This window comes from Eubacterium sp. LMAG:50 (assembly GCF_008680265.1).
GTDB classification, from domain to species: Bacteria; Bacillota; Clostridia; order Lachnospirales; family Lachnospiraceae; genus Eubacterium_U; species Eubacterium_U album.
This window is the reverse complement of record NZ_NALP01000004.1, coordinates 49,283-64,509: the sequence shown is the minus strand read 5'-3', so window position 1 is coordinate 64,509 and position 15,227 is coordinate 49,283. Positions and strand designations below refer to the sequence as shown.

The 15,227-nt window shown below is 32.6% G+C and carries 11 protein-coding genes; 9 read left to right on the top strand and 2 right to left on the bottom strand.

The features are described from left to right. The first annotated feature begins 3 nt into the window (after window positions 1–3). The 8 genes from secD (at window position 4) to aspS (ending at window position 12,766) form a co-directional block, all read left to right on the top strand. Entirely contained in the window at window positions 4–2,289 is a 2,286-nt protein-coding gene (gene secD, locus CCC31_RS00445) for a protein translocase subunit SecD (RefSeq protein WP_290848896.1), read from the top strand. Window positions 2,290–2,754: 465 nt separating this feature from the next. Beyond that, on the top strand, window positions 2,755–4,509 hold the full coding sequence (gene recJ / locus CCC31_RS00440; protein ID WP_290848895.1) for a single-stranded-DNA-specific exonuclease RecJ: 1,755 nt from the start codon (window positions 2,755–2,757) through the stop codon (window positions 4,507–4,509). A gap of 126 nt (window positions 4,510–4,635) precedes the next feature. After that, the gene (locus CCC31_RS00435; RefSeq protein WP_290848894.1) at window positions 4,636–5,160 is read left to right on the top strand and encodes an adenine phosphoribosyltransferase; all 525 of its coding nucleotides are present in this window, start codon (window positions 4,636–4,638) and stop codon (window positions 5,158–5,160) included. 111 nt (window positions 5,161–5,271) lie between these two features. Continuing rightward, the gene (locus CCC31_RS00430) at window positions 5,272–7,536 is read left to right on the top strand and encodes a bifunctional (p)ppGpp synthetase/guanosine-3',5'-bis(diphosphate) 3'-pyrophosphohydrolase (RefSeq protein WP_118565159.1); all 2,265 of its coding nucleotides are present in this window, start codon (window positions 5,272–5,274) and stop codon (window positions 7,534–7,536) included. 24 nt (window positions 7,537–7,560) lie between these two features. Next, window positions 7,561–8,184, top strand: coding sequence for an MBL fold metallo-hydrolase (locus CCC31_RS00425; protein WP_022088156.1), 624 nt, complete (start codon window positions 7,561–7,563; stop codon window positions 8,182–8,184). After that, complete coding sequence (hemZ, locus tag CCC31_RS00420) at window positions 8,181–9,620, top strand: coproporphyrinogen dehydrogenase HemZ (protein WP_290848893.1); 1,440 nt, start codon at window positions 8,181–8,183, stop codon at window positions 9,618–9,620. The genes CCC31_RS00425 and hemZ overlap by 4 nt, the downstream gene beginning before the upstream one ends. 75 nt (window positions 9,621–9,695) lie before the next feature. Then, complete coding sequence (hisS, locus tag CCC31_RS00415; RefSeq protein ID WP_022088154.1) at window positions 9,696–10,955, top strand: histidine--tRNA ligase; 1,260 nt, start codon at window positions 9,696–9,698, stop codon at window positions 10,953–10,955. 20 nt (window positions 10,956–10,975) lie between these two features. Further along, a complete protein-coding gene (gene aspS / locus CCC31_RS00410) occupies window positions 10,976–12,766 on the top strand; it encodes an aspartate--tRNA ligase (RefSeq protein WP_290848892.1) in 1,791 nt (596 codons plus the stop codon). A 72-nt stretch (window positions 12,767–12,838) separates the two neighbouring features. Here aspS and CCC31_RS00405 read toward each other — a convergent pair whose 3' ends face one another. Further along, window positions 12,839–13,117, bottom strand: a complete 279-nt coding sequence (locus tag CCC31_RS00405; RefSeq protein WP_290848891.1) for a DUF1294 domain-containing protein — start codon at window positions 13,115–13,117, stop codon at window positions 12,839–12,841. A 27-nt stretch (window positions 13,118–13,144) separates the two neighbouring features. Further along, window positions 13,145–13,909 (bottom strand): hypothetical protein, encoded by a 765-nt coding sequence (locus tag CCC31_RS00400; protein ID WP_290848890.1) that lies wholly within the window; start codon window positions 13,907–13,909, stop codon window positions 13,145–13,147. 292 nt (window positions 13,910–14,201) lie between these two features. Here CCC31_RS00400 and CCC31_RS00395 point away from each other — a divergent pair, with 292 nt between their 5' ends. Continuing rightward, window positions 14,202–15,179, top strand: a complete 978-nt coding sequence (locus tag CCC31_RS00395; protein WP_117909237.1) for a hypothetical protein — start codon at window positions 14,202–14,204, stop codon at window positions 15,177–15,179. Window positions 15,180–15,227 lie beyond the last annotated feature (48 nt).

Here is a 15,227-nt window from a genome sequence, read left to right as displayed (position 1 = left end):
AAAATGAAGAAAATGAACAAGACAAGAGGAATAGTTTATGCCATCTTATCTCTTGTAATTATCGCGTGTCTTGGAGGCATTGTCTTATTTGGTCTTCCAAATTGGAAATGGCTCGGAGCTTACAAGGATAGTGGTAAAGCGGCAAACATCACACAGGGACTTGACCTCAAAGGTGGTGTAAGTGTTACATATCAGGTATCTGATGACAATCCAAAGTGGGATGCAACAGATTTATCTGATACAGTTTATAAGATGCAGCAGAGAGTTAACCAGTTTAGTACTGAAGCTACAGCATACAAAGAAGGGGATGACAGAATTACTGTTGATATCCCTGGTGCAAATGATGCTGATGAAGTAGTTGAACGTTTAGGTAAACCGGGTTCATTATATTTCTGTACAAAGAGTTCTACAGATTTAACAGAAGAACAGTTAGCAGAAACAGATGAAAACGGAAATAAGAAGTATGTTCAGCTTACTGATGGAAATTATGCAGGATACTATCAGATTTGGTTAACAGGTGATGACATTGCAGATGCTCAGGGACAGCAGTCATCTGACAGCAAAACTAAAAAATCTGAAGCAGTAGTTTCATTAACATTTACAGACGAAGGATCAACAAAGTTCTATAACATGACATCACAGTATGTTGGTAAGTCTACATACATTATTTACGATAATGAAGTAATTAGTGCGCCAACTGTTCAGGCAGCAATCAGTGGTGGACAGGCACAGATTGATGGTATGGCAGATATGGATGAAGCTAATAATCTTGCTTCAAATATCAGAATTGGTACTTTGAATTTATCATTGGATGAAATCAGTCACAAAGTTGTTAGTGCCCAGCTTGGCTCTGATGCATTAAGTAAGTCAATTAAGGCTGGTATCATTGGATTTATAATAATTATTTTATTCTTATTATTAGTTTACAGAATTGCCGGTGTTGCAGCTAGTTTAGCATTGGTAGTTTTCGTTGAGTTAGAAATGCTTACATTAAATGCATTTGACTTGACATTATCATTACCTGGTATTGCAGGTATTATTCTTGGTATTGGTATGGCAGTAGATGCTAACGTTATTATTAATGCCAGAATCAGAGAAGAAATTGCTGCAGGAAAGACTGTTAAGAGTGCAATCACAATTGGTTTCGATAAAGCTAAATCAGCTATCGTAGATGGAAATATTACAACACTTATCGCAGCTTTAGTTCTTTTATGGAGAGGTTCAGGTACAGTACAGGGATTTGCTCAGACTTTAGCTATCAGTATTGTATTCCAGTTATTTACATCATTATTTGTATCTAAGTGGTTTGTATGGATTCTTTACTATTTAGGATTCCAGGGCGAAAAGTTCTACGGAAAAGAAAAGACAAGAAAGGCAATTCATTTCTTAAAGAAGAGAGTTGTATTCTTTGCACTTTCAATAATTGTAATCATTGGTGGATTCGCAACAATGATTGGATACTCAGCAGCCGGAAAAGACCCATTCTTCTTAAGCGTTGAATTTAAGGGTGGTAGCTCAGTAACAGTTGACTTTGATAAAGAATATACAATGGATCAGTTTAATGATGAAATTAAACCTGCACTTGTAGATACATTAGGAACATCTGATATTCAGGGACAGAAAGAAACTGGTTCAAATAAATTCGTTATTAAGACAAAGAAACTTGAAGGCGATGAATTTGATGCATTTGAAAAATTATTAATTGAAAAATTTGGTGCCGTAGACAGCAAGGATAATTTCCAGAACACTATGATTTCTGCAACAGTAAGTAAAGAAATGAGAAGTGATGCTGTATGGGCAACAATCATTGCAACAATATGTATGTTAATCTATATTTGGATTAGATTTAAGGACATTAAGTTTGCTTCAGCAGCTGTAATTGCATTAATTCATGACGTACTTGTTGTTATTGGATTCTATGCAGTATCAAGAGTAGCAGTAGGAACAACATTTATTGCATGTCTTCTTACAATTGTAGGTTATTCTATCAATGCTACAATCGTTATTTTCGATAGAATTAGAGAAAATAAGGCATCAATGAAGCGTGGAGATGACTTAGAAGAATTAGTTGACTTAAGTATCACACAGACACTTACAAGAACAATTTACTCAAACGTAACAACATTTATCATGGTATTTATGATATTTATCATGGGTGTTACATCAATCAAAGAGTTTACATTACCATTAATGGTAGGTTTAGTATGTGGTGCTTACTCATCAGTATGTATAACAGGTGCTGTTTGGTTTGTTCTTACTAAGAAATTCGGAAAGAAAAAAGCTAACTAAAAAACACATAAAATATACTTTATAATAAAATGAACGGGGCTGTAAAAGGTGCCGTTCATTTTGTGTTATGCACAATGAGCCAAATACTTTCAGTTTTTGCTTGCAAAGAAAAATGAAAGTATTTGGCGAATGTATAATCACTGAGAAGAAGCGAAGCGAATTCGAAGTGTTATACACGGCGAAGCCATGTGCATAACACAAATAGAGAGGGTATAGAACTGGCGAATGTATAATCACTGAGAAGAAGCGAAGCGAATTCGAAGTGTTATACACGGCGAAGCCATGTGCATAACACAAATAGAGAGGGTATAGAACTGGCGAATGTATAATCACTGAGAAGAAGCGAAGCGGATTCGAAGTGTTATACACGGCGAAGCCATGTGCATAACACAAATAGAGAGGGTATAGAACTGGCGAATGTATAATCACTGAGAAGAAGCAAAATTTTAAACCTGAGGTTCAAATATGGAAAAATGGATTGTATTTGCAAAAAAAGCAGATTTTAATCAAATTGCAAAAAAATATAATATTAGTCCAATGTTGGCAAGAATTATAAGAAATAAGGATATAATAGAAGACAAAGATATTAAAGAGTATTTATATGGCGATATAAATGAACTCAATTCTCCATGGCTACTAAAAGATATGGAAAAGGCTGTTGAAATAATAAAAATTAAGATAAGCCAGCAAAATAAAATAAGAATAATATGCGATTATGACATTGATGGTATTTGCTCAGGATATATTTTGCTTGATTCATTAGAAAAACTGGGGGCAAATGTCGATATTGTTGTACCACATAGAATTGAAGACGGATATGGAATTAACAAAGATTTAATAAAAAAAGCGTATGATGATGGAGTAGATACAATTTTAACTTGTGATAATGGAATTGCAGCATATGAGCAGGTTGAATATGCAAAATCACTTGGAATGACCATAGTGATAACAGACCATCATGAAGTACCGTTTGAAGAGAAAGACGGCACTAAGGAATATATTGTTCCAAATGCAGACGCAGTTGTTAATCCAAAACAGGCAGATTGTGAATATCCATTTAAAGAAATTTGTGGAGCGACAGTGGCTTATAAGCTGATTACAGCAATTGTAAATTCAATGGGCAGGGAAATGAGTTCAACAAATTATTTGCTTGAATATGTTGCAATAGCAACTATTGGAGATGTGGTTGAATTACAGAATGAAAATAGAATAATTGTAAAATATGGTCTGGATTTACTTAGAAAATCAAAAAATATAGGATTAAATGCGCTTATAGATGCTTGTAAATTAAATAAAAATATAATTGATTCGTACCATATAGGATTTGTAATCGGACCGTGTTTAAATGCAAGTGGACGACTTGATACAGCACGAAAGGCAGTTGCTTTGTTAAGAGAAAAAAATCAGGATAAAGCAAAAGACATAGCCACAGAATTGGTTGAATTAAATGACGAAAGAAAAAAATTAACTGAAGAGGGAACAAAGAAAGCTATAGAACAGGCTGAAAATTATAAAGAAGATAAAGTACTTGTTATTTATTTGAAAGACTGTCATGAAAGTATAGCAGGAATAATAGCAGGAAGAATTAGGGAAAAATATAATAAGCCATGTTTCGTGCTTACTAAAACGGCGACTGAGGTTAAAGGCTCAGGTCGTTCGATAGAAGAATATGATATGTATAAGGAACTAAGTAGGATAAAGGAATTGTTTACGAAATTTGGTGGTCATAAATTGGCTGCCGGACTTTCTTTACCACTGGAAAATGTTGATATATTAAGAGAAAAGTTAAATCAACTTACAACTCTTACGGATGACGATTTGTGTTCAAAAGTATGGATTGATATGCAACTACCAATTCCTTATATAACTAAAGAATTTGTAAACGAATTAGAAAAGTTAAAGCCTTTTGGAAAAGGAAACGAAAAGCCGTGTTTTGCTGAAAAAAATCTTAAAGTGAAAAATTTGAAAATCTTAGGCAAAGAAGGGAATGTTATAAAACTAAGTTTAAGGGATGAAAATAATTATGAAATCCCGGGAATAATATTCTCAAGAACAAGTGAATTTATGGAATTTGTAACAAATAAATTTGGAAATGAAGAGGTTAAAAAGGCTTTGCGTGGAATGGATAATAATATAACAATAATGGCTGTATTTTATCCAAACATAAATGAATACAATGGAAATACACAATTACAACTTGTTATAAACAGATTTAGTTAAAAATATAAGTTTTTAATTGTTATAATTGAGAAAAATGTCAAAATAAGGCATAATATAGGGAATGAGAGTATTGAAAAAAATGAAAAATAGAAATAAAATTAGTTATCATAATATTGGAGGATAAATATGCGTAAAGTAGAAGATTACATAAGAAGTATACCGGATTTTCCTGAACCGGGAATTATTTTTAGAGATATTACAACAGTAATGCAGGATTCTGATGGATTTAAGCTTGCAATAGATTCAATGGAAGATACAATTAAGGATTTAGATTTTGATGTGATTGCGGGATTAGAGTCAAGAGGATTTATGTTTGGAACACCTATAGCATATAATATGGGAAAACCATTTGTGCCAATTAGAAAAAAGGGAAAACTTCCATGTGAAACAATTAGTGAAGAGTATAGTCTTGAATATGGAACAGCTGAAATAGAAATTCATACTGACGCAATTAAAAAAGGACAGAAGGTCGTTATTGTTGATGATCTTATTGCAACAGGAGGAACTGTAGAAGCTGCAATAAAGTTAATTGAAAGATTAGGTGGAGAAGTTGTAGCGTGTGTATTCCTTACAGAATTAGTGAATCTTAAAGGTAGAGACGTGTTAGAAGGATATAGAGTAGAATCTATAGTTAAATTTGATGGAAAATAAATAGATATTTACGAAAGATGATCAAGTTGTCACACAATTATGATTATTACATCCTTTGCTATAGTAAAATTTGTATGAAGAGAGGGAAAATATATGAGCGACGACATAAAGATGAATGAATTAAAAATTGAAAATCATGGTGTGATTCCCAAAGAAGAAGAACATACAACGCCTGAGGAACTTTACGAAAGACTAGTTGAAAAAATAAAAAAATATCATCCCTCAGCAGGTGATTTGAAAATAATTGAAAAAGCATATAATATGGCAAGAGAAGCTCATAAAGAGCAGAAAAGAAAATCAGGTGAACCTTATATTATTCACCCTCTTTGTACTGCAATTATATTAGCAGATTTAGAGCTTGATAAAGAATCAATAGTTGCAGGTTTGTTACACGATGTTATGGAAGATACAAGTGTTACAAAAGAGCAGATTACTAAGGAATTTAGTGAAGAAGTAGCAGATCTTGTTGATGGTGTTACAAAGATTACAAAATTAGACTATGATGTTGATAAGGTTGAAGAACAGGCAGAAAATTTACGTAAGATGTTTCTTGCTATGGCAAAAGATATCAGGGTAATTTTGATAAAATTAGCAGACAGACTTCATAATATGAGAACATTACAGTATATGAAGCCTGAAAAACAAAAAGAAAAATCAAGAGAAACTATGGATATTTATTCTCCAATAGCGGATAGACTTGGTATTTCTAAAATTAAAATTGAACTTGATGACCTGGCTTTAAGATATTTGGAACCGGAAAAATATCGTGAGATAGTTGATGGCGTACATGAAAGACTTGAGCATAGAGAAGATTTTATGAATGATTTGATTGCCCAGGTCAAAACATATATTGAAAAAGCAGGAATTAAGGCAACAATCGGTGGAAGGGTAAAGCATTATTTTAGTATTTATAAAAAGATGGTAAACCAGCAAAAAACACTTGATCAGATTTACGATGTATTTGCGGTACGAATTATTGTTGACACAGTAATGGAATGTTATGGTGCATTAGGTGTAATTCATGAAAAGTATACTCCTGTACCGGGAAGATTTAAGGATTATATTGCCATGCCAAAGCCGAATATGTATCAGTCATTACATACAACGCTTATCGGACCAAATGGACAGCCTTTTGAAATACAGATTCGTACTTATGACATGCATAGAACTGCTGAATATGGTATCGCAGCACACTGGAAATATAAAGAAAATATTACAGGTGAATATAATGAAGAACAGAAAATCAGCTGGTTAAGACAGATCCTTGAATGGCAGAGAGATTTGTCTGATAACAGAGAATTCTTAAGCCTCTTAAAAGATGATTTAAATATGTTTTCTGACAGCGTTTACTGTTTTACACCTAACGGCGATGTTAAAAATCTTCCGGCAGGCTCAACACCTATAGACTTTGCTTACAGCATTCATAGCGCAGTAGGTAATAAGATGGTAGGGGCAAGAGCAAATGGAAAAATGGTAAACATTGATTATAAGATTCAAAATGGTGACCGTGTAGAAATTGTTACATCTAATAACTCAACAGGCCCAAGTATGGATTGGTTGAAAATTGTAAAAAGTACACAGGCTAAGAACAAAATTAATCAATGGTTTAAGCAACAGAATAAAGAAGAAAATATTATTAAAGGTAAAGATTTAATAGATAAATACTGTAAAGCAAAAGCAATTGTTTTATCAGATATTATGAAACCTGAATTTACTGATAAGGTTCGTTTGAAATACGGATTTAAGGACTGGGATTCAGTAGTTGCATCTGTAGGTCATGGTGGATTAAAAGAAGGACAGATTGTAAATAAACTTCTTGATGAATATAACAAAGTTCATAAGACGATTGTAAGCGATAAAGATGTATTAGATTCAGTTGATGACAATAAGAACAATGGAATCAGAAAAACTACTTCAAAGAGTGGAGTTATTGTTGAAGGAATGAATGATGTGGCTGCAAGATTTTCTAAATGTTGTAGTCCGGTTCCGGGTGACGAAATTGTTGGATTTGTTACGAGAGGTCGAGGATTATCGATACATAGAACAGATTGTACGAACATCATTAATTTGCCTGATATAGAAAGAGGCAGATTGATTGAAGCAAGCTGGGCTGAAGATGAAACAAAACAGACAGGAAAATATAATTCTGAAATTACTATTTATGCTAATAACAGAATTGGTATTTTAGCAGATTTATCAAAAGTATTTACTGAAAGAAAAATTGATGTTTTAAGCATAAACAGTAGAACAAGCAAGTCAGGAGTTGCTACAATATCAATGACTTTCCAGATTCAGGGAACAGATGAATTAAGAGAACTTATTGCAAAAATAAGAACAATTGACAGCATCATTGATATTGAAAGAACTACAGGCTGATATAATAAAAATGGGAGAATTTAAATGGCAGAGTTAGAAATAAAATGTTTGACAGTTAGCAGTTGCTATACAAATTGTTATGTATGCTGCAACAAGGATACAAAAGAAGGATTCATTGTGGACCCGGGTGATGATTTTGTTAAAATAACAAATTATATTAATTCAATGGATATGAAAGTGGTTGCAATCATCCTTACACATGGTCATTTTGACCATATCGGAGCAGTAGACAAGCTTAAGGAAAGATATGATTTAACAGTATATGCTTCTGAGGCAGAAAAGGACACAATAACAGATACTACAAAAAATCTTACAAGTTATTTCGGAGAACCATTTACAGTTACTCCAGATGTTTATTTAAAAGATGGACAGGAAATTGAAATAGCAGGAATTTTGATGAATATGATATTAACACCCGGTCATACAGAGGGAAGCTGCTGTTATTATTTGCCAAATCATGGCTTGTTATTTAGCGGAGATACATTATTTCAGGCAAGCCGTGGAAGAACGGATTTTCCGGGTGGAAGTGATAGCCAGATTATTAATTCCATTAAAACAAAATTATTAGTACTTCCTGACGAAACTGTTGTTTTACCGGGACATATGGATAGTACAAAAATTGAATTTGAAAAAGGATTTTACAGATGATAGATATACAGATTATGCCTGAACAGTTTGCATATGATGTGCAGTCATTAGTTAAAGCCTTTTATTCAGAACATGATTTTAAAGTAAACCAGGTTGTAGATAATTCTTATAGGATTGTTAAGGTTTATTTTGAAAATGAAATAAGATTTGAACTATATGATAATGATAAAAAGCTTTTTGAAGGATATGAAAAATGCGACTTTTCAAATAGAAAAGAGACAAAGAATATTCTTAAAAAGCTTTTATATCGTGGAATGCAAATTGATACAGGAAAAGAATTGCCGTGGGGAGATTTGACGGGAATCAGACCTGCAAAAATACCGGCGCTTCTTTATGAAGAAGGAAAAAAAGAAGAAGAAATCAGAAGATATATGAAAGAAACGTATATGATTTCTGATGAAAAATTAGATTTGGCAATGTATATTGCAAAAAGAGAACATGAAATTTTAAAGGATATAAATTATAAACAGGGTTATAGCCTTTATATTGGTATCCCATTTTGCCCAACAACATGTCTTTATTGCTCGTTTACATCATATCCTGTTTCATTTTACAAAGATAAAACAGATACATATGTTGATGCATTGATAAAAGAAATAGAATATGTAGGAAGCAGATTAAAAGACAGGGAACTTAATAGTGTTTATATTGGTGGGGGAACACCCACAACACTAGAGCCTTATCAGCTTGATAAATTAATTACAGCATTAAAAGATAATTTTGATTTTTCAACTGTTAAGGAGTTTACGGTTGAAGCGGGACGACCTGATAGTATTACATCAGATAAACTAGATATGTTAAAAAAACATAATGTATCAAGAATATCAATTAACCCACAAACAATGAATCAGGAAACTTTAGATATAATTGGAAGAAGACATACTGTAGAGCAGGTTATTAAAGCCTTTAATCTTGCAAGAAAAAAAGGCTTTGACAATATAAATATGGACTTTATAATAGGACTTCCTAATGAGACGGTAGATATGGTTAGACATTCAATGGAGGAGACGAAAAAACTTAATCCGGAAAGTCTTACAGTACATTCATTAGCAGTAAAAAGAGCAGCCAGACTTAATACTGAAAAAGAAAAATATCAGGATTATACTTATGAAAATAATTCTAAATTAATGAATATTACAATGGATTACTCAAAAGAAATGAATATGAAACCGTATTATTTATATAGACAAAAGAATATGGCTGGAAATCAGGAAAATGTCGGATATTCAGTTTATGGCAAAGAATGCCTGTATAATATTTTGATGATGGGAGACAGACAGGATGTTTTTGCACTTGGAGCGGGCGGCACAACGAAAATTATGTCAGAAGACAGATTAAGTGCAAAAAGAATAGATAATGTAAAGAATGTAGACCAATATATTGATAGAATTGATGAAATGATTGCTAGAAAAAAAGAATACTTTGACAAATTATAAATAAAAGGTTGAGTATTTCACAAAAAGAGTGTAAAATTTTATAGTTAAATCAGTGTTAAATAGAGGAGAAATAAGATGGCCTTAAGTAAAAAACCGGTTACCGGAATGAAAGAAATTCTTCCGGAGGAAATGAAGATAAGAAACTACGTAATGGACGTAATTAAAGAAACATATAGTGCTTTTGGATTTACTCAGATAGAAACACCTTGTGTTGAAAATATTGCTAACTTAAGTAACAAGCAGGGTGGAGAAAATGAAAAGCTGATTTTTAAGATTTTAAAAAGAGGAGAAAAATTAAATCTTGAAACAGCACAGACAGAAATGGATGTTGTTGATAATGGTTTGAGATATGATTTGACAGTACCTCTTGTTAGATTTTATTCAAATAATGCAAATAATCTTCCTTCACCATTTAAGGCACTCCAGATGGGCAATGTATGGAGAGCTGACAGACCACAGAGAGGAAGATATCGTCAGTTTATGCAGTGCGATATTGATATATTAGGTGAACCAAGTAATCTTGCAGAAATCGAACTTATTCTTGCAACAACAACAACGCTTGGCAAACTTGGATTCAAGAATTTCCAGATTCGTATTAACGAAAGAAGAATCTTAAAGGCAATGGCTGCATATAGTGGATTCCCGGAAGAAAGTTATGATAGTGTATTTATCATTCTTGATAAGATGGATAAGATTGGACTTGAAGGTGTAAAAGAAGAACTTATTAAGTATGATTTTGATGAAGAATCAGTAGAAAAATACACAAATTTATTCAAAGAAATTGAAAACAAAGAAAATCCGGTTACTTATTTAGCAGAAAAATTAGACGGATTTATGGACGATGACGTAAAGCAGTGGATGGAAGAAATTATTGATAGTGTAAGAGCTACTAAAGCTTCAGAATTTGAAATAGTATTTGATCCAACATTGGTTAGAGGAATGTCATATTATACAGGAACAATATTTGAAATTGCAATCCCTGAATTTGGCGGAAGCTGCGGTGGCGGTGGACGTTACGATAAGATGGTTGGTAATTTTACAGGAAGAGATGTTCCTGCGTGTGGATTTTCTATTGGATTTGAAAGAATCGTTTTATTGTTAATGGAACAGGGATTTAAAGTTCCAACAGAGAATAAGAAGGTAGCTTATTTAATAGAAAAAGGTGTTAATGGTGAAAGATTATGTGAAGTAATCGCTAAAGCACAGGAAGAAAGAAAAACAGGAAATCAGGTTCTTGTTGCAAGAATGAATAAGAACAAAAAATTCCAGAAGAGTCAGTTAGAAGAACAGGGATATAATGAATTTAAAGAATTTTATAAAAATCCTTTAGCATAAAGAAAAATAGGAGGAGAGTCATGGCAGAATCAATGCAGGGACTTCATAGAAGTCACAGATGTACAGAAGTATCAAACAAAAATATTGGTGAAACAGTTACAGTTATGGGCTGGGTTCAGAAGAAAAGAAATTTAGGAAGTCTTATTTTCGTAGATTTAAGAGACCGTTCAGGTCTTCTTCAGCTTGTATTTGATGATAATGACAAAGAAGTATTTGAAAAAGCAGGAAAATTAAGAAACGAATTCGTAATTGCTGCTGTAGGAACTGTAAATAAGAGAGCAGGTTCAGTTAATGAATCTATGGAAACAGGTGATATTGAAATAAATGTTACAAGTTTAAGAATTTTATCTGAATCAGAGACACCCCCAATTCCGGTAGATGATGATGCAAATACAAAAGATGAATTAAGACTTAAATATAGATATCTTGATTTAAGAAAACCTCATTTACAGAAAAATCTTAAGTTAAGATCAGATGTAACAACATTTGTTAGAAAGTTTATGGCAAATGAAGGATTTCTTGAAATTGAGACACCTATTCTTAACAGAAGTACACCAGAAGGTGCGAGAGATTACTTAGTGCCTAGCCGTGTTCATCCGGGAACATTTTATGCACTTCCTCAGTCACCACAGGTATTAAAACAGCTTCTTATGTGTTCAGGATGTGATAGATATTTTCAGGTAGCAAAATGCTTTAGAGATGAAGATTTAAGAGCAGACAGGCAGCCTGAATTTACACAGCTTGATATGGAATTATCATTTGTTGATGTAGATGATATTTTAGATGTTAATGAAAGAATGCTTCAGGCATTATGGAAAGAAGTATTAGGAGTAGATGTTACATTGCCACTTCCAAGAATGACATGGCAGGAAGCAATGGACAGATACGGTTCAGATAAGCCTGATACACGTTTTGGAATGGAACTTATCAATGTTACTGACGTTGTTAAGGATTGCGGATTTGGTGTATTTTCAGGATCAGTAGCAAATGGTGGAACTGTTCGTGGTTTAAATGCTAAAGGACAGGGTGAAATGGCAAGAAAGAAAATTGATGCCCTTGTTGAATTTGTAAAGACTTATGGCGCAAAAGGTCTTGCCTATATTGCAATGCATGAAGATGGAACAATTAAATCTTCATTTGCTAAATTTATGACAGAAGAAGAAATGAATAATCTTATTGCCGCTATGGGTGGAGAACCTGGAGATTTATTGTTATTTGCTGCAGATAAGAATAAAGTTGTATGGGATTCTCTTGGAGCATTAAGACTTGAACTTGCAAAACAGATGGATATAATTCCTGAAGGAAAATGGAACTTCTTATGGATTACAGAATTTCCACAGTTTGAATGGTCAGATGAACAGGGAAGATTCCTTGCAATGCATCATCCATTTACAATGCCTATGGAAGAAGATATTCAGTATTTGATTTCTGATCCGGGACGAGTTCGTGCAAAAGCCTACGATATCGTATTAAATGGTACAGAATTAGGTGGCGGTAGTGTGAGAATTCATCAGGCAGATGTACAGGCTAAGATGTTTGAAGCACTTGGATTTACACCTGAACAGGCAAATGAAAAATTTGGTTTCTTATTGACTGCATTTAAATACGGTGTACCTCCACACGCAGGACTTGCTTATGGATTAGACAGACTTGTAATGCATATGGCAGGAGAAGATAATATTCGTGAAGTTATCGCTTTCCCTAAAGTAAAAGATGCATCATGTCTTATGACAGATGCACCAAATGTAGTTGATGATGTTCAGTTACAGGAACTTCAGATTAAATTAGATTTGAAAGAAAAAGAACAGTAAGAATTAATGTTATAGTGTTTAATTATACTGATGTCTTTTGAATATTAATTTGAATTTTTATAAGAAAGTATATTAGAATTCAATTATTCCTAAAATATACAGAATGATAATAACATTTATAATAAAACAAACAGGCACTCCAATAATGAATTTGGGGTGCTTTGTTTTATGCCTGAAAAACTGCATTCCAAGAAATGCACCCACCGAGCCACCAATAAATGCAGAAAAAATTAAAGTGTTTTCACTTATTCTAAATTTATGCTTTATTGCTTTTTTCTTATCAATTCCATAAAGAATAAATGCTGAAATATTTATTATCAATAAATACAAAATAAGTAATTCATATTTCATAGGTACCTCACTTTCTGTAAATAAAAATTAATAGTTGCAGCGAAGCTTTCTGACTTCGTCTTGGAGTTTTCCGGTATAATCAGCTAATTCATTGTATTGATTAGTGATGCTAGTCTGAATTTCTTTTAAATTTTCAATTTCTGAATTTTTATCATCTAATATTTGGTTGAAATAAGCCTGTAATTTTTCTAATTCCTTATCAGTGTGCTTTGTTAGATTAGATGATGAATCAGGATTAGAAGAATTATACTGTTTAGATAATAAATTTACAATAGAATAATCTGAATTTACACTGTATATATCAAAATCCTGTGAAGAATAGAATACAAATAAATATAATAAAGAATCGGATGAAAATACATTAAAACCGGAAATTATTTTGTCTGATTTTAACAACGTAAAATCTTTGGCAAATGTTGTGTATCTGCTAACCCTTATGGAAAAATGACTGTCTTTTAAATTATGACTGCAATAAAAAATGTTCAGGCAATTATAAAATTGAATAAATTTGAAATTTGTATTTTCAATATTAGAACTTGGAACATTTCCTTCAATGATATAATCTTCACGTATATTAAGGTTATCCATTGAAGAAATAACAGCCTGATTGCTTAATGATATGTAATAAACGAGTTTTAATTCAGAACAAATCTCAAAATCAGACTCTACATCAGTAAAAATAATTCCGTGATTTCGGATTCTTCCTGAATTAATTGAGTACATAGTAACTTTTTCATTTTCTAAATAAAATATAACCGGTTGTCCGGATTCTAATTGTGTAATTTTATACATACAAATACTCCTTTTAATATCTTTTAAATCACTATTGTGGGAGATGAAATAACTATAAGAAAGAGCATTTGTCACCGCCGGTTCAAATTGACAGATATATTTTGCTTAGGACTAAAAGTCCTAATAGCAAAATATATTTGGAAATTTAGAACTGCTGCGAGTGACAAGCAGCGCGAGCGTTCTTTCGATAATTATTTCATCTCCCACAATTATGTAATAAAATATATTCTTGAAAATGAACATTATGAATATTTTGGCATAAAATAAAGTAAACAAAATATGGAGATACAATATGTCAGAGTACAAGGTGATGGATTGCGATGAGTGCTGTAACTGTTGTAAAAGAGAGTGTGATGTTTGCATCAGACCATCTTGCGGGGAGCCGGAAGAATTATCTGTGTTTGCTCCTGTAATATATGATGAAGTAGGAATTAACCTCTGTAGAACGATAACTATTCCGCAGAATATTTTGACTCAATATCCTACAACAAGTTATGTTCAATTATTAGTTGCAAATATAAAAATATACTCAGGAAAAGGATTTTTAACAGGAGAAGAAGAAAATGTTGAGTATACAGAAGAAGAACAGCAGGAGATGGGAAATCCACCTGTATTTTCAACTGTAACTACAATACCGGGAAGAGCAAATTGCTTAAGGGTAAAATTAACGGATTTAAGAGTTGTGTTTAATGTAAGATTATTTGACAGTTGCAAAAAATATCTTGCTACAGTACCACTAGAGGCTGTATATCTTCCAGCTGTAGGAACTACGAATTACGATCCTGATACAAATCCAAGGAGTGTAACAGTAGATATGTATGCACCGTATGGAGCATCCTCTGTTTATAATAATTATAATGAATATTTTATTAATTATGTAGGATTTAATATGTATTATAATACAGTGGAAAATGGAATTAATATGAATGCAGTTGCTAAAGTTATGGAGTTTGATCCGGCAACAGGTACAATGTCAGCAGGCATAACATTATATTTGAGAACTGTATACTATGAAGCATATAAATTTAATACAATTGGAAAAACTATACCACCTAAAATGAATACACATGAAGCTGAAAGTAATCCATGTCTAAAATTTGTAGAGGGTGATTTGCTACTTCAGAATGTTAAACCATTAGAATTAGAGCCACCTAAATGTGAAGGAAAAAAGAAGGCAGAATGTAAAGAAAGAAATGAAATAAATCAATGCATAAAAAAAATCCTAAATAATTGCTACAGCGAAAGCGAGGATGAAGAAGCAGGTCAGTAGCGTTCAATGGATTGTTTATTAAAATACCCATAGTTGAAAACTAATGGA